The sequence below is a fragment of the Acetobacter sp. A11-2 genome (genome assembly GCF_040208445.1).
GTDB classification, from domain to species: Bacteria; Pseudomonadota; Alphaproteobacteria; order Acetobacterales; family Acetobacteraceae; genus Acetobacter; species Acetobacter oryzoeni.
Genome location: NZ_CP157843.1, coordinates 1,815,080 through 1,830,913 on the forward strand (window position 1 = coordinate 1,815,080; position 15,834 = coordinate 1,830,913).

The 15,834-nt window shown below is 53.0% G+C and carries 20 protein-coding genes; 1 reads left to right on the forward strand and 19 read right to left on the reverse strand.

Annotated features, from left to right (window positions below; all coding sequences use genetic code 11):
• Positions 1–181 precede the first annotated feature (181 nt).
• The gene (locus ABNV41_RS08740) at positions 182–850 is read left to right on the forward strand and encodes a hypothetical protein (protein WP_349934567.1); all 669 of its coding nucleotides are present in this window, start codon (positions 182–184) and stop codon (positions 848–850) included.
• Here ABNV41_RS08740 and ABNV41_RS08745 read toward each other — a convergent pair.
• From ABNV41_RS08745 to ABNV41_RS08835, 19 genes are all read right to left on the reverse strand, one after another.
• Positions 840–1,160 carry a hypothetical protein gene (locus ABNV41_RS08745; RefSeq protein WP_349934568.1) on the reverse strand — a complete coding sequence of 107 codons (321 nt, stop codon included), beginning with the start codon at positions 1,158–1,160 and terminating at the stop codon, positions 840–842. The two genes, ABNV41_RS08740 and ABNV41_RS08745, sit on opposite strands and share 11 nt — an antisense overlap.
• The gene (locus ABNV41_RS08750) at positions 1,157–1,828 is read right to left on the reverse strand and encodes a phage baseplate protein (protein ID WP_349934569.1); all 672 of its coding nucleotides are present in this window, start codon (positions 1,826–1,828) and stop codon (positions 1,157–1,159) included. The genes ABNV41_RS08745 and ABNV41_RS08750 overlap by 4 nt, the downstream gene beginning before the upstream one ends.
• A 1-nt stretch (position 1,829) precedes the next feature.
• Positions 1,830–3,911: a phage tail tip lysozyme gene (locus tag ABNV41_RS08755; RefSeq protein WP_349934570.1), complete on the reverse strand. Its 2,082-nt coding sequence runs from the start codon at positions 3,909–3,911 to the stop codon at positions 1,830–1,832.
• Positions 3,912–4,067: 156 nt separating this feature from the next.
• Positions 4,068–4,700 (reverse strand): hypothetical protein, encoded by a 633-nt coding sequence (locus tag ABNV41_RS08760; RefSeq protein WP_349934571.1) that lies wholly within the window; start codon positions 4,698–4,700, stop codon positions 4,068–4,070.
• Positions 4,700–5,194: a phage tail fiber protein gene (locus ABNV41_RS08765; protein ID WP_349934572.1), complete on the reverse strand. Its 495-nt coding sequence runs from the start codon at positions 5,192–5,194 to the stop codon at positions 4,700–4,702. Before ABNV41_RS08765 ends, ABNV41_RS08760 begins: the two co-directional genes overlap by 1 nt.
• Positions 5,194–6,345, reverse strand: coding sequence for a DUF3383 family protein (locus tag ABNV41_RS08770; protein WP_349934573.1), 1,152 nt, complete (start codon positions 6,343–6,345; stop codon positions 5,194–5,196). Before ABNV41_RS08770 ends, ABNV41_RS08765 begins: the two co-directional genes overlap by 1 nt.
• Before the next feature lies 1 nt (position 6,346).
• The gene (locus ABNV41_RS08775; RefSeq protein WP_349934574.1) at positions 6,347–6,811 is read right to left on the reverse strand and encodes an LIC_12616 family protein; all 465 of its coding nucleotides are present in this window, start codon (positions 6,809–6,811) and stop codon (positions 6,347–6,349) included.
• A 71-nt stretch (positions 6,812–6,882) separates the two neighbouring features.
• Entirely contained in the window at positions 6,883–7,272 is a 390-nt protein-coding gene (locus ABNV41_RS08780; protein WP_349934575.1) for a hypothetical protein, read from the reverse strand.
• A complete protein-coding gene (locus ABNV41_RS08785) occupies positions 7,269–7,862 on the reverse strand; it encodes a hypothetical protein (RefSeq protein ID WP_349934576.1) in 594 nt (197 codons plus the stop codon). Before ABNV41_RS08785 ends, ABNV41_RS08780 begins: the two co-directional genes overlap by 4 nt.
• A complete protein-coding gene (locus tag ABNV41_RS08790; RefSeq protein ID WP_349934577.1) occupies positions 7,859–8,350 on the reverse strand; it encodes a DUF4054 domain-containing protein in 492 nt (163 codons plus the stop codon). Before ABNV41_RS08790 ends, ABNV41_RS08785 begins: the two co-directional genes overlap by 4 nt.
• 2 nt (positions 8,351–8,352) lie before the next feature.
• Positions 8,353–8,715 carry a hypothetical protein gene (locus ABNV41_RS08795; protein ID WP_349934578.1) on the reverse strand — a complete coding sequence of 121 codons (363 nt, stop codon included), beginning with the start codon at positions 8,713–8,715 and terminating at the stop codon, positions 8,353–8,355.
• Positions 8,716–8,717: 2 nt separating this feature from the next.
• Positions 8,718–9,773, reverse strand: coding sequence for a DUF2184 domain-containing protein (locus ABNV41_RS08800; RefSeq protein WP_349934579.1), 1,056 nt, complete (start codon positions 9,771–9,773; stop codon positions 8,718–8,720).
• A 3-nt stretch (positions 9,774–9,776) separates the two neighbouring features.
• Positions 9,777–10,250: a hypothetical protein gene (locus ABNV41_RS08805; RefSeq protein WP_349934580.1), complete on the reverse strand. Its 474-nt coding sequence runs from the start codon at positions 10,248–10,250 to the stop codon at positions 9,777–9,779.
• A gap of 2 nt (positions 10,251–10,252) precedes the next feature.
• Complete coding sequence (locus ABNV41_RS08810) at positions 10,253–11,383, reverse strand: DUF2213 domain-containing protein (RefSeq protein WP_349934581.1); 1,131 nt, start codon at positions 11,381–11,383, stop codon at positions 10,253–10,255.
• Positions 11,380–12,072: a phage minor head protein gene (locus ABNV41_RS08815; RefSeq protein WP_349934582.1), complete on the reverse strand. Its 693-nt coding sequence runs from the start codon at positions 12,070–12,072 to the stop codon at positions 11,380–11,382. The genes ABNV41_RS08810 and ABNV41_RS08815 overlap by 4 nt, the downstream gene beginning before the upstream one ends.
• Before the next feature lie 145 nt (positions 12,073–12,217).
• The gene (locus ABNV41_RS08820) at positions 12,218–13,744 is read right to left on the reverse strand and encodes a DUF1073 domain-containing protein (protein WP_349934583.1); all 1,527 of its coding nucleotides are present in this window, start codon (positions 13,742–13,744) and stop codon (positions 12,218–12,220) included.
• Complete coding sequence (terL, locus tag ABNV41_RS08825; RefSeq protein ID WP_408871385.1) at positions 13,744–15,171, reverse strand: phage terminase large subunit; 1,428 nt, start codon at positions 15,169–15,171, stop codon at positions 13,744–13,746. Before terL ends, ABNV41_RS08820 begins: the two co-directional genes overlap by 1 nt.
• Positions 15,140–15,541 (reverse strand): hypothetical protein, encoded by a 402-nt coding sequence (locus ABNV41_RS08830; protein ID WP_349934585.1) that lies wholly within the window; start codon positions 15,539–15,541, stop codon positions 15,140–15,142. Before ABNV41_RS08830 ends, terL begins: the two co-directional genes overlap by 32 nt.
• Complete coding sequence (locus tag ABNV41_RS08835) at positions 15,492–15,821, reverse strand: hypothetical protein (protein ID WP_349934586.1); 330 nt, start codon at positions 15,819–15,821, stop codon at positions 15,492–15,494. Before ABNV41_RS08835 ends, ABNV41_RS08830 begins: the two co-directional genes overlap by 50 nt.
• Positions 15,822–15,834: the final 13 nt, after the last annotated feature.

Here is a 15,834-nt window from a genome sequence, read left to right on the forward strand (position 1 = left end):
CCGATTAAAACAGGAGCTTCAAAGTCCTCCATGCCCACAAATGGCGAATTCGTCATAGCCATCAAAATGGAACCACGAGACGTTATCTCGAACCACACTTTATCAAGCTTTACGAGAAGGTTTGTTGGCTCCGTCATGGCTATGATGTTCCCTCTTGTCCAATTTGGACAGCCTAGTACCAATGACCACGGAGTACAAGAACCCAGACTCCCACAAGGCGCTCCGTACGGCTATGGTGCGGGGGTTTTGGGAGGGTGATTTGAGAAATTCTATTCTTCTAGTTAGCGCATTGTTATTATCTTCTACCGCTGCTTTTGCCGCTGAAATAAATGTCTCTGGGGCTAATGCTAAAATTCCCGGCGGATGGATAATTATACAGGCAATGGGCGATTTTATGTTTGGCAATCATGGTGTCAGGTGGGGATGTCACGCTTTAACATCCCAAAAAGACATTATTTTTGACATATCGACACCGCCAGAAAGAGGCGTCTCTCATTCTTGGTATATAGATATAAAAAGGGATGATTTGCGCGACAGAACGGGAGAGCTTTTAAACGCTCAGATTTCTATTAATAATTATACCTATAAGACAAATTTAGCCTTGCAGCGGTTTAACACTTTAAGATTTGCCAGCTTGCGCGATGAAGATATAGAAGATTTAGCAAAAGAGATGATTAAGGGCGGAATATTAACTATTAAGACAGAAGAAAATACAATACAAATATATATACATGACTTTATGTCTAAAAAAATGAAAGAAACATTCGCTTATTGCTTAGAGCAAGATATATCAACTCCACCTCAGTGGTATTCTATCCCACCTGAGGGTGGAGTAATTATCAGCAAATGAATGATGAATGTATCTGGCCGCTATAAACCAACAGCCACCGATCATTCAGGCCCGCATATTCCGGGTCTGATGTGCCTTGCGTATCCATGAACATCAGCTCACCGCTAAAGCCCAGATATTCCCGCTGCACTAACCCCACGCGGTCACGGCAGGGTACATTCAGAAACACCGCATCTCCCGCCACATAAAGGGATGCAAACATACCAATCCCCTCATATGCGGTAAGCGTAATCTGGCACGCCTGTCCCCCAAGTGCGACTGATACGGTCTGGTTACTGCTCTGGGCTAAGGGGACAATCTGCTGCGTCATGATGCAATCGCCTTTGCCTGCGCTGCTGTTGGGGTTTGCGCACTCACCACACCCACCTGCGTAGCCGTGGTACTGTAGCCGTTCTTTTTGGTTGTAAGCGTAGCTGTCGCAAACGTGCGAACCTCCCGCAGCATAACGGAAACCAGCAAAAGATCAGCGCCGCTCTGGGTTGTTCTGCGTATGGAGAGGCCCACTACATTTACCGCAGGGGAAATAAAATTGGGCATATGCACGTAATATAAATCCGTGCTGCTCCGCATCTGGCGCAACAATGCCAAATCTGTTGATTGCTGCGCTGATACCGGCCCTAGGGACATGCCAAGCACATATTGCGCAGGAGCATCCACCTTGTTGTAGCTTACAAACGAGCCATCTTCTACGGGCGCATCCGTAATCTGCCCCTGCTCCTGCAATGATACCTCAAAATACAGGCATTTGGGGAATATCGGCACTCCTGTATCTGTGGAGAATAATCCCCATGCAATACCGCGATACGCCATCAGCGTTGCCCCCGCGATATTATAGAGGGCAGAGAACGCCTGATCCTTTAGGGTCTCCGTAAAATCAGAAACCCGATAACCGCCATCAATCGCGCCCGGAATGGTGGGGGTTCCCGTAACCAACGGCACAACGGGTGTGGGTTTGGAAATCTGGCCTTTGCCTGCCACCCTACACCACTCCCGTATTCACAGATGCCGCCATGAGCATATGGTTGTTTCCCGGCTTAAGCTGGCTCACAAGCTGTTCCTTGTTGTTTGCCTTCACCGTTAAATTATCCACATGGATGTTGGTTTTCTGGCTGTTGTCCGTATGTACAGCACCTCCACGAATGGCACGGGCAGCGTTGATCTGCTGCGCAAGGCGAGAGGTATTTAACGCCTCCCTTGCTTTTGCTGCCTCGGTAAGGCCGGGGGCTATGTATTCGCGTGATGCAATCTCACCAGCAGCGGCGCTATCCCGCGCAGCATGTAAATGCGCACCAGCACCGGCATGGCTATGCTGCAGCTCCCACTGCGCAAACTTTAACTGCTCATCAAGCGTACCGTCTTCCATCCGGTGCCCAAACACCTTGAAGAAGTTATCGCGCCTGTCCTTATGCCATTGGAACAAGCCGAAAGCCGCCCCATGGTCTCCCCGAATAAATGGAGAGAACCCGCTCTCAAGCTGCATACGCGCCAGAAGTCCAGCCGTTTGCTCCTCACTCCAACCCTGCGAGATAAAGAAGTCATGCGCCTTCTGCTGGTTGGCCTTGGCCTGCTCTGGGGAGACCATATTCTGCCTGTCGAATGTGCGGCCTACCCAACCATTGGTGTGCCTGCCGAGCCAATCATCAAGCCATGACGCCCCTGCGCTCTGCCTGTCCATAAGGTCGCCAAAGTAATCATTGCTATCCGCCTTATGGGCTTCGTACCCGGCATATCCTGCAAGTGCAGTTATTCCGCCCCAGCGCAGCAAGCCTAGGATAGACCATCCCTTTTTGATAGGATTTTGGGGATTATTACCCGCAGGCATACCCTCGGGTCCGTCCGGCACGCCCGATGGGACACAGCCGCATCCGCCTTTACCCAAGGCGGCACGAATAAGCCCAACCGTCCCCATCATACTCGCAATTCCGCCGAGGACTGGCCCAAGGGCTATAATAACAGCGCCAAGTTCCGTAACGTGACGCACCGCATCTGGATGTTCCTTTGCCACTTCATCAGCTTTTTCCAGCAACCCACCAATGGATTTCATTGCTGGCAGCATATCTATGGCGATATCGTTTTTCAGCTTTCCCCAAATCTCCTTGATATGCCGCATTTGCTCATCAACCTTCTCCATCTGCTGAAGGTTGTCAGCCATATTCCGCGTAAGGGAATAGCCCTGCTGAATCCGCCGGTGCATATCCTGTCCGCGCAGCACTTCATTGCTCCATCCGCCTGATGTCAGGCCAGATTGTTCGAGAAACGAGATTGTTGTTTGGGTGCTGTGGTGCTGGCGGCGCAGATCAGCCACGATGTTCTGCATCGCAGTTTCATAGCTGCCGTTCAGAATGTGGTTAATATTTACGCCATGCCTGTTCGCAAGAACGTCAATCAGGGATGACGTGCCATTGGCACGCCATTCAGTCCGCGCCTGAGCCAATGCGTTCATGGATTGCAGGGCTTCTTGCTTGCTGCTTCCCGGCGTTAACGCCCCAGCTTCACCAACCGCCAAAATCTCACGAGAGGAAAACCCGGTTTTTTCGGCCATGTTGAGAACATTTGCCCCATTGGCGGCAACATTCCCTACCATACCCACAATCTGACGTGCGCCACCAATCATGCTGGTAGCCCCTACCGCAGCAAGGGCTGTATCACGTATCTCCCGAATGGCCTGCTGGCGTTCACGCAAACGCGCCATTTCCTCGCGCTGCTGCTTGCGGGCAAGCTGCTCTTCCTCCCGCGCTGCCCGTTTTTTCTCTGCTAGGGCGCTGCGGGCCTCCTCCTTCTGAACGCGGGCCGTTTCCTTGGCGGTGTCCTGCTCGGTCTTTTTCAGATCCTTGAGTGCATCCTTCACCTCATCAACAGAGGCCCCAAGAGCAGATGCAATGCCGGGTATGGCATCCTTTAACTGCTGCTCCTGCTTCTGCGTTTCGCGGCGGAAATTGATCATCTCCGCCAGCGTGCTTTCTAGCGCGTCCTGCGCCTCAGCAGACCCACGCAAGAAGCCTTCCGGGTCAAACGTGAACCGAATACCGGCTTCAATAAAGCTGTCATCGTTATCCGGCATCTTGCTTCCTGCTTAACTTCAGGTCTGTCTCTGATTGGATCAGACTAATCTCGATCAGGTCATACAGATCACGTATGCCGTAATCGGTCTGCAATTCCCGCAATGTCGCCAGTCCCGCCATAATAGCCGTTGAAACGGTAGCGGGTACATTACGCGTTATGGGTAAAGGCTCAGCCGTGCCCTCACCGCCTGATAAATGTAGGGGACGGCGGCTGTAAAAAAATCGGCATGAATTGCAAATGCCTCCCGCTGCAAAAGGCGCACAGTCAAGGGGTCTGTCACGTATTCATCAGCCGCCTGCTCCGTCAACGTCCAGCCTGTATCGCGCAGCTCCATAATAGGGAGATACGCCTCTCCTACCTTTACGGATACGCATGCCATCAATTCATTCAGAATTGCAGATTGCGATGCACGCGGTAGACGATAGAACAGTTGCAACCCAATAGACGCCACAAGCTGCATGGGAGACTGTTCACGCTTTTGCTCAGAGGCTTCTTCTGCCGCCTGCGCTCGTTCTTTCTGCGCCTGCTTGATAATGGGGTCATCAGCAGTCAGGCTACCGTCAGATGGTAGCTTGATAGGCTCAACCTCAGGTGCCTCAAAGAAGTCCCGAAAGCCACCAGCCAGCGTCTGGAGCAATGGCGCATCAGATGCCAAGGCACAGCGATACGCCTCGGAAACTGCATTACGAGCCCATCCCTCACAATCAAAAGCACACATTTCCGTGATCTGGAAATGACGCCCCTTATCGCGCCCATGCTTGACGGCAACAATGTGGCTCCGGCGCATTAGTAGGGTGCCTCCTCGGCGCTCTGAAATACAATCTGGAACGTCTGCGCAGCCTGCACGCGGTTATGGGCAGGAATAGGCACGTTCTGGGTGAGCGTACCATTGTTCAGAGAGTAGGAACGCGCCAAGGCAGGCACAATGAGCGTGCCTGTTACAATAAATGTCTCTCGCATCATACGCTGCGCCTGAAAAATACGCCCTAGATTGGCCGCTGTATCCGTATCTGGCATGACATTCCCAGATATCGTCACCAAAGATGGCACCCAGCCTGCATGCTTCTGTCCGTCTACACCCTGCACAACCTCGGCAGATGTGACAGCAGCAGTAGAAAACGCCTGATCTGGCGCCCATCCCTCCAAAACAAGGGGAACGCCGACAATATCAGCAAATGCGCTCAGAACAGTATCCGTGACAGCAAGGTCAGTCGCAACGCCGTTAGATTGCAGAATAATGGAGAGCCGCGAGTTTGCGGACGTAATTGAACGGTTGGTCATTACTGAACCTCAACGCTTGCCATTTCAAAGGACTGCACAGACTGTCCATCCGTGTAATAGAACGCCAGAGATGGCGTTTTGCGGGATGCGCGTGTTGCGGAATCCGTACTCTCCATCTTGAGATACAGATAATACCCGGTAGACTGGATGGCGCTGGCAGCACTCGATCCAAATTTGCTGGTAATTGTTGCAATCTCGCTGGCCGATAGCGTCACACCCGGCTGGATAACCCCATTATCTAGGGCCTGCGTAATCACCGTCTGTAGGGACGTTTTGGCAATGGACGTGCCAGACGTGGTGTATGGTATCTGCCCAACATTCCGCAGCAATGCGAACAAATTGGCCTGAAACGCACGGTTCAGCCACATCTGATTGATATAGGTATCAAGCCACGCCCATTTGCCAGTCACGCAACCGGGATACAGGAACTGGTCATCCGTATCTGGGCCGGATGTGGACACATAGAAATTGTATCCCTTGGCAGCCAGTGCATCAAACGTGGTGTTGTCAGACACAGATGGCGCCAGTCCCGACTGTGAGCGGAATGCAGCATTGACTCGGCTCCCTGATGTCGTGAAATCAACAGATGCAGAAATGGCCGCAATGAAGGCCGCATGCTCAGGCGTCAGGTAAACTGGCGCAACACCGTTATAGGAGGCAATTGTTTCCGCCCACGATGCCCCATCCGCTGCTGTCGCAATGCCTTCTGTGGTATCGTGAATAGCGCCTAAATATTTTGCGTTCTGATTATTCAGCCATGTAGCCAGATCAGCCTTGATGGCGGACGGGTCAAATGCGCAAAATACCGTTGCCCATTTCTGGCTTTGCGCTGCGATATTGGTCATAATGGTGCCAGCATCAGCGCCATCAACGGTGACTGTATCTCCTACGCGGCAGCCAGCAACGTAAAGAGTTTGCGGATACTGTGTGCATCCATCAAATCCGCCAAAGTAAACTGCCGCAGATTTATATTCCTGCGATGTAATGCCAAATACAGTGCCAATCTCATCCAGGGAGGCATATGCCTTCACTGTATGGACTGGGAATTCTGCATTCTGCGTCAGCATTAGGCCAATGAGGCGGTTTGTATTCGCCCCCACCTGCAATACAGACGGGTCAACCTTTGCAAACCTGTCGAGTGAGACTGTCAATTCATGCGCTCCTGTCAACACACACAATACCAACATCGCCTACAGTTGTGGCGCTGCCGGTGTTGATCTTTATTTTTTGGTCTAATTGAAGGCTGGCGGAGATTGTCCATCTGTCCACCCACTGCTGACTATCGCTGACAAATGGGAGTTGCCTTCTGTCCTCAGCGTAAAGGGGGTGGATATCGCAACCATCCCGCACGAACCATTGACACCCAATTTCATCACGAAACAGGGTTGAAAACCGGGTCATGCGGCGCAGTACGCCTTCTCCGTAGAAATCCACCTGAAACGATATGCGCGTTTCTTGCAGAATGGTTTCTGTGCCATCTGCGTGATACCTGCGCTCATTGGTTGCTAGGCGCTCACTCATAAGTGGCGTTACGACAATAAACGGAAAGGGCGGTAAGCTATTCCTGTTTTCCTGACCCAAAATAATACTGAGGCGCGGAGCGGCTTCCTCTGCCATTTCCTGCGCAAACACCCAAGATAAGAACCTCATCAGGGCTGTTTGTGCGTCTCTTTCAATATCACGGCTATCTAGGAGATCTGGCAGCACTTGTCCTGCCGCGTCACGATCACACGACACCATCCGTTTTCATCCCAATCTTCTGGAACCTGCGTTACAAGCCACTCCTGCCCGCAGAAAGTGAATAGGTCGCCCCCACGCAGTTCTGAGCGCAACTGCCCCATGGCGCGGGCGTTGAGATAAACAGCGCGGGAATATCCCTGCTTATTGATGCCATCTACAAATTCCAGATCAGTGCTACTGACTGGCTGGATATTGGCTGAGAGCACAATAGATTGGTATTTGGGGGTGCGCTTGAATGTAACCGGGTCTTGATCCCACCCTGCATTCCTGCGCCACACAACAGTTTTGTTGCCATTTACGCGGCTGGTCATGCCATTGGCAATGGAGCGCAAGTTCATTTTTTACCAAACCCAAATATACGTTTCGCGGCGTTTACAACACGACCCCATAGACTCTTCGGTTTCGGTGGCGGGGTATCCTCGACAACTGGTTCTGGCTGCGGGTTGGGGGTGCTGGCATGAATTGGAGCTGCGGTGATGGAGCTTGAGATTGATCTCAACATTAACCCTGTATCAACAAGTGGGTCGTTAAACCCCTTCCTCTGGATTGTAGAAGGCATATTTTGCGGATCATCAAACGCAATAATTGCGGCCCGCAAATCAGACACCATCAAAGCCCTAACGGACTTTGCCGCATCCATCTGCGTGTTGCCTTCTTCAATGCTTTTCATGAAGGCCTGCGCCCATTTGGCCTTATTCTTTTCCACGCATTGGCGCATAAAGGGACGCGGGGGTATCCACTGCCTGCCGTCTTTGGTCACGCGAACAGTGCCAAACTCTTGAATGAGCGCCACCATTCCTACAGATGTTCCATCCGTATAACGCTCCCGGTTATCCCATCCCACCTCGATAGAGCCAGCCATTGCCCTCTTGCGGGCGGCATTGATGATATGCCCCGCGCGTTCAATGCCAAAAATCTCTACCGTCATGGGATAAGCCATCGCGCCGATTGGTCTGGCCCCGGATCATACGCCCCGCGCAGGAATGGCTGGATCATGGCCCAGAATGTCGCCCCGAATTGCGTCTGGTTGTACCAACTCTCTGTGCCATAGGCGCTTGATCCGCTGGTGAGCGCCTGCACACCAACAGAAACAGAACCCTCACGGGCAGATGTTACCTGCCCCACCGTTCCTGCTGTTATGGTTGCAGACGTTCTCGGAATAGGCGCTCCGGTTGCATCCTTTGGCTGATCAACCGTTACTGATCCAGCCTCCAAGACGGCCAAATGAGCAACCAGCAAGCCATACAACACAGACCTCTGGTCAACATCGCGCACGATAGAGTGCGGCGTGTTATCCAGAAGGATGGTTGCCTGCATGAACAGACGCTGCGCCATAGCTAAGGAGACCGCCCCCGAAAGCGCGGGAAACTCCCCTTTCCAGTCAGTATAATCAAATACCACAACGCCTGTTGTCATGATTACTGCCCTTTGGGAGGGTCAATACGCTCGACTTTATCGGCAGCCAATTCCTTGTCAGAAATCGGCTCCAGCCCCGTCTTCTGTTCTGCCTTTTCCTTGGCCTGATCTATGACCTTGGATTTTTTGGCATCAGCAAAGACCATGCCCCCCGTCAGCATAGGCCAGCGTGCATATTCTTTCTGAATTTGCGCCCATACACTGGCGTCAATCTCGGTCAGACCCACTGAACCTGGGGTGCCTTCACCTGTACGCATATCAAATCCGGGGGCCTGCCGTGCGCCGCGCAGCATCACGTCTGTGCCATCAGAAAGGCGCAGCTTCACGCCGTGCAGCAATTTGCAGCCAACTGTTACTGTCGCCATGATTAGACCCCCACCATGGATGTAAATGCGAGAGGGTAGCGGATAATTGCCCCCCAAGAACCACTGGTCTGCTTCTGACGCGCACCAGAGTCAGAAAGCATCAGGCGATGCGCCCGCAGCTTTTCAGAAAATGCGCAGAACACTGTACGCGTGCCGTCCATGCGCTCGGCAAACATCTGCACCATTTCCCCAGATGCGAGGGAAAGCTCGGGGGCCTGCTCAATCCGCATATTCGGAAAGTTCTTCTTCAACAGGTCATAAACAGACGTGTTGAACTGAGCATTCGTCTTGTTCAGCGCGGTAATGCGCCTGTTGGATAGAACCAGAACCAAATTGCTGTCGCTGGTGACACCATCCATGCCGTATGTCTGGTCAACCAACTGCGTGTACAGATACAGAATATCATCATACACGCCCTGCCCGTCTTTCTCTTCCCATGTGGTTACAGACGAACCATTGATGGTCTGGGGCTGCGGCGCAACGGAAGCTGGCAGTGACGGGTCGTTAAGCGCGCCATATGCCTGCAACCCGGAAATGCCAAAGAAATAGCTACGGTTCTGCCATTTGTTCAGAATGGTGATAACCGCGCGGCGTTTCTCCATGATATAGGGCATGCCGCCAGCATCATAACGCGCGGCTTCACGCTCACCCCATTCGGCAAACGCCTGCACAAGGAACTGTTGCCGCCATTCATAGTTGATGTTGGCCTGCGCATACCCGGCCATATTAAAATCGCCATACGCAGCAACCTGTCCGCCCTGTTCAACAACAGAAAAGGCCATGCCGTCGCGCAACCAGTCCCCGCGTTTCTCTTCACCGTAAATGGTAGCTGCCCGCATAGGAGAGAGCAGAATACGGATGATTTCTGGGTCAATGATGGTCAGGGCCTGCATCAACGGCCCGTTATTGGGGTCAGTATTTGGCGCGCCCGGCGTAAACGTATCAGCCGCGTCAAACGCGGGCATTCGCGCAACTTCGGAAGTATAGGAGCGAATGCCCGGCAGAATGATGCCTGCATTTCGCGCAAGAGCAGGCGCGTCCTTAATCCATTCAGCCATCAATTAAACTCCCGGCTTCGCAGTAATCACAACCATTTCTCCAGCGGCAGTAGCTGCGGTTGCGTAAATAAAGTTGGTCTTGATGGCACCCGTAGCGGCGCTATCTGCAATCGCACCCGTGCCATCACAATAAACGGATGCGCCGCGTGTAGCTGCCCCTGCGGACTTCACCCAGAAATCACCAGACGGGAAAACCGTCACCATGAATCCTTTTGGGATAGACATGCTGGAATTGCCCAGATAATTCGGGATATTCCCCTGACCCCCACGCCGAATAAAGCCGTCCGGCGTTGTCGTGCCGCTATTCAGAACGGTTACGCCATCGCTTTGCAGCCACCCGAATGTAGCTGCCGTTAAAGCAGCGCCAGCACGGCAAGCGCCCTCGCCGCCAATGGTAGTATAGCGCGGGTTGGTAGACGCGAAATCACCCGGCCATGCCTGCGGTGGATCAATATTCATATGTGTTTGAAAGGACATTTTTATACTCCGAAGCGTTTCAGGTCAGGGTAACGCTGCGCGATATCCGCGGGGGCATCTGCGCTATCCATTACTGGAGCGGCAGGCTTGGCGCTCTTGGCTTTGACGGCCATGTCAATCAGAGCAGGGTAAGCAGATGGATGCACGCCCTGCACATTTACGCCCACCAGTGTTAGCGCCTTGCGGCGAATGGTATCGCCCATGCTCATGCCGTCCACACTATCCATGGCAGGCATTTGCAGATCACCTACCAACGGGCGCACATCGCGCATGGCCTTATCGTAATCAGCAATGGCAGCGGCAGTAACCTGCGCAACTTCGGCAGCGTCCATTGCGGGATTCTTGTGGCGAGCGGCATCTTCAGCAGCTTTTTTCTTGCGCTCAGCTTCTTCCTCTTCCTCTTTTTTGCGCTTGGCCTCTGCTTCATCTTCGGCGCTCTTTTTGTCTTTGAGGCCCTTCACCATTTTTTCGGCGCACTCTTTTACATCATCATCAGATGCATCTTCTGCTGGCACCATGGCGCGCAATGCCGTTACAAGCGGCTCCATACCGCCCGTCTGCCCTTTATTGGGTTCTGTAGCCACTTGGTTTTCCTCTGGCTGTTGTTCTGCGGAATCTTCAATGATGGCGGCTTTCCCCAGCCGCCCATTGGGGACGACAGCAACATGATTGGGAACGATGTTCCGAAAGATCATGTCATAGGGCTGCCCGTTCCAAACCCCCGGCGTTATGTCCAGATCGTAGAAATACGAAGCAGACAGTTCGCGCTGGATGTTCTGCTGCACGCGGGAGACCCAAGGCTCGGCCCAGATGGTCAGGCTGTTAACAACAGCGCTATCTTCCATGCGGGCATCAGATCCTGTTGTTCCTATAACCTTGTTGTTATCCCGGTCATTGGCTGAAACTGTGTCGTGCTCATACAGAACCTCAATTCTGTTAAAGCCTGAAACAGCCTTTTCCAATTCATCGGCGGGGCGCAGCACGAAGTATGTGCGGTTGGGGTCTAGACCCAATTCCTGCCACCTGTTGAGCTTGCGTCCCGGATAACCGGATACGCATTCCCGCGTAAGCACAGAACGCGCGACATGCAAGCGCCCCATCGCATCGGTGGAGCGCACACTTTGTTCGGTCATGCTGGTACGAAAACCTCAAACACACACCGGCAATTTATCTTTTCGCCGGGGTAAATATATTCATCGTCAATGAAGCAGCCTTGGGGGAGTTCAAAAACATCCCCATTTGCTTTGACGTGACTTTCTCGCGGCTCTCTTCCGCCTCGACTATGCTGCCATATCCCACGAGAAAATCCAGCCTCTACGGCCTCATTAACCGCGAGACGGCCAAAAACCTTATGGTTTTGATCTCTGGCTATGAAAGCTGCCCGTTTCTTGGTCAGCCCATACCTGTGCTGCAATTCTTCTGTTAGCGTGCGCATATCAGAACCATTCTGCACGCACTGCATCACCAGATATTCCACCTCATCCAGATACTTTTCAGGTATCGACTGAATGAGGCTGACATTTGCCTGCACCATGGCATTTACGGAAACACGTCCGGGAGGCAAGGCACTTTCGGCCCTAAACCTACTCCTAGGAATAGGCTCTGGTTTGGCGGTATCCTCAGGGGGGCTTTCCTCTTGAGCCCCAACTCTGATCTGGCGCACTGTTGCCTTCATCTGCCGCTTTGCTGATGCCTGATTGGCCTTCACGAAATCCCGCGCCATCTTTTCTGATGGCATGCCAAACATCATGCGCCATTTGTTGCGGGCAGATCGAAATAGACCAACAAACATGCCGACAATATCAGCATCATTTGCCGCCAACCTCTCACGCTGCAATGAGGCGATGAACGGCGCATACATGCTGGAAATTTCTGCTGAAACTTCCGTATGCATCTGGCGTATCAAACGCAACATACCGCGCCGGTAATCATCCTCATTCAACTGTGAGTAGATCATCCGCCGCGTTTTAAGCGTCTTCACCTTCGTCGCCTTCTACCGGTCGATCATTGCGTTTAGGAGGTTCTTCTTGGGCCCGCTCATCCAGCGCATCATCTTCTTCATCCTTAAGGCCAATGCGACTGAATGGACTGGATGGGTCTTGGCGCAGATCGTCTCGCGCCTCAGACGGCCTAAGAATTTCATCCTCAACCAACTGGCTCAGAGCGCGGGCTTTTTCCACAAACATCTTGTTTGCTTCTGTTTCCGAAACCTCGTTCAGATCATCCCACCGCCAGATCAGATCGGCGTCAATTTCACCATCCAGATCAAGCTGGATAACGGAAATCATGGATTGCAGCGCAGGCCCACAATCGTTTTCACGAATGGCTGTCAGCGTATCGCGCCAGCACTCCAGCTCGCTATCTGAGGATGCGTTTAACCCGCTGGGCTGATTGGACGTGTATTCAACAACAGGTATTTTTGAAACAGCGCATATCTGCTCCAAGGCCGCTGTTTGCAGGTCATTAAGTCCGGTCAGCGGAGAGGCTAAAATATCAACCTCCTCATCCTGTCCGCATATCTGCACACCCATATTGTTGCGCAGCGCGGTAAACTCCTTGACGCGCTGGCGTAGATTGCGCCTGCCTTCCGCAGACATCAGCGTTATCAGGTCTGTTTTTAGAACCACAACTGAATAGGCATAGAGCATATCAGATACACTCTGGCGTGCCCTGAGCCAGTTTGTGACGTAGGGTTTAGCCATCAGCGTTAACGGCATGCCGCCAAAATTAAACGCGGGCTTAAACAGATCGGGCACGGGCCTCATTGTGATGTTGAGCAGGCGCGATGAATGTATTTCTCGCCCCATCATCCACCACGTCTTGGGCCGGTAGAACCATTCGTCCAGAGGGTTCTCGCTCTCGTACGCGGATGGCGTCATCCACCACGGTTCGATGTTGCGGAACCCGATCAGGCTTTTCTTGCTAATCTTGGCTGCATCCAGAAACAACGGCTTTGATAATTCATCATCTGCCGTGTTCTTTAGAATGATCGCAGCCTTACCCTGCCCAAAGCACATATCATGCACGAGCATTTGGCGCAGGACATCCCGGCACCGCAACTCATGCATGCGAGCTTCTATTTTCTGGATGCGCTCATTTTTTTCATCAGACGAGTCATTATCACGACTGATGATCTTGCCCCATTTTCTCAATGCCTTTGAGGCGATTGTATCGCAAATGTTGCGATATTCTGCCCGCAGGATGAGAGACGACAGATAGCCGTATCCGGGAAACCCAATACCCTCTTGGAATATCTGACCAAGAAGTCCGAACCCCGGTAAGCCGGAGCGCATGCTTTCCGCGCTATCCTGCGCTGGCTTGGGTATTCCCTTACCCGCAGGCACAACGCCTTTTTGTTCAGGCCTGTAGGGGGCAAGCAGCGCGGATACCTGCTCGGAAGTCATGCCTTCTTGCGCAAGACGGTCTTCGGCATCAAACGCATAGGCGCGATCATCCTCGTTAATCCGAGCAGTGCGCTTCTTACGTTTTGCCATCAGTAAAACTCTTCAAGTTCTTCGTCGGTAAGGGGGCGTCTACTCATGCTCTGCACAAGCATATCGAAGGCTCCAGAAGCTGCGTCTATCTGGTCATCGTGGGTTCCGGCTGGGAACTGCGCGGCCTCCTCAAGGAAGGCCCGGTTCCACGGTGCGCGTACGAGAGAGACGTTCCCGGCATTCACCTGCGATGCAAACGGGGCGGCTCGCGTGGCCTTGTCGCCCGTTTCTCGCACACTCTCCACGCGGTACCCTGCCAGCCTGCGGGTAAGATACTGAACCTGCGCTACGCCTGCCTGTCCGGGGTCTTGTGGCAGAACTATTGGCACCTGCTGCCCGTCTCGTGATGCCGTTGCAGTTATCACTGCCTCAACCTCATCTGGCGTTCCACGCAAGCGCACAATATCCAGAACGCAGTAACGCCCTTCATATGTACGCAGCATCTTAACACCAGCAGTCCAGTCTGGGTCACGCGTACCAATCTGTTTTGTGGCGGCCAAATCCCAACGCCTGAACACCACACCGGATGCAGGCGGTGCATCCACGATAGAGATCATGTCCGTTTTGAACAGAACCCCATCGCCGGGGGTTGGATGCTGCTGGTAAAGCGCAGACCATTCACGAGGGCCTACAGATTTTTCAATCTGGTGCAGCTCGGAAACAGGGAATACGTCCGGCCACAACGCATCGCCTATATCGCGCCCTATCGGGTCTGGCTCGGCATCACAGATCGCGGGGAGAGACAGAACCTCCCAGCTTTCGCCGGTTCCGTTCTCCATCTCGTCAAGCAGGCGACCTGCAAGATCATCAGGGTGCCAGCGCGTCAACACCAGCACAATCGCGCCGCCCGGCATCAATCGCGTACGCAGAACAGACCGATACCAGTCCCACGTAGCCTCACGAATAACGGGGCTCTCTGCGTCCTGTCGATCTTTGATCGGATCATCAATCAGCGCCACATGAGCGCCTTTGCCGGTCAGACCGCCACCAACGCCCATAGCGGTATAAATACCGCCCTTGTTGGTGTGCCAGTTATCGCGCGCTGAACTATCAGAAGCTACGCCTACACCCGGAAAGAGTGCTGCAAATTCAGAAGACCCCACAATGTTTCGTACATCGCGGCCAAAACCCTGCGCCAATGTCGCGCCATAGGATGCGGTAATAATCTGCTTCTGAGGGTTCCGTCCCATAAACCATGCAGGGAACCGCTTGCTTGTTAGTTCTGACTTGCCGTGGCGTGGTGGCATAAACACCATCAGGCGCTTAAGTTCTCCGCGCTCTACGGCATCCAGCTTTTCGCATAATAAGCGGTGATGCGCGCCAACCTTATAGCCCGGCATGGTGTATTGAGCGAATGCAAGGCATCCAGTCCGTGCGGCCTGCCGGGCAGAGATTTCAGCTTGCGCCTTCTTCCTCACCACCTTCATCAGTTGCGAGCGCGGCAAGTTCCTCATCACTCATATCTGCAACGGAGCGTCTAACCGTTGCGTTCATCTGGACTGCTGAAAGTTTGGGGTGGATATATGGAGCAGCCGCTTTGGCTGCCTCAAACTGCATTTCGGTTACGGAAGTGTCGCCAGCCATAACGCGGGCCATGATTTCAAGAGGTGTAGCTTTATTTTTCGCTAAATCTTTCTCAACCCGGTCTCTTAGCGCCCGTTTTCTACGCCCACTTTGGCTTAGGCTACCTTTTGGCCTACCACGTTGTTTTTTAACAATTTCATTCATTTTTTTTTGAATTATTAATTCAGGCTTTTGCAGCCCATTTACCTTCGAACTGCCGCAACATTGCTTCACGCTGAACACGCCCATCGACTGCAATCAGCAGCGCATTGGAGGCGCGCCCCGAAACATTCCCACGCATCAAACCAAACCGTGGCCAACACCGGATACGCACATCAGGACGAAGCCCCGTATTCGCGCATTCCATCATCGACAGCGGCAAGTCTGCGCGGTGCCATGTATTTTCTGTTGCGGGCACGATGTCGCAAAGAAGCGACAGGCCGGACACAATACCAAGGCACAGAGCGCCACGCCTGAGCATCTGCATTTTGTCCGGGCAAAGAAAAAGCCGCACTGTGGCGGCTTGT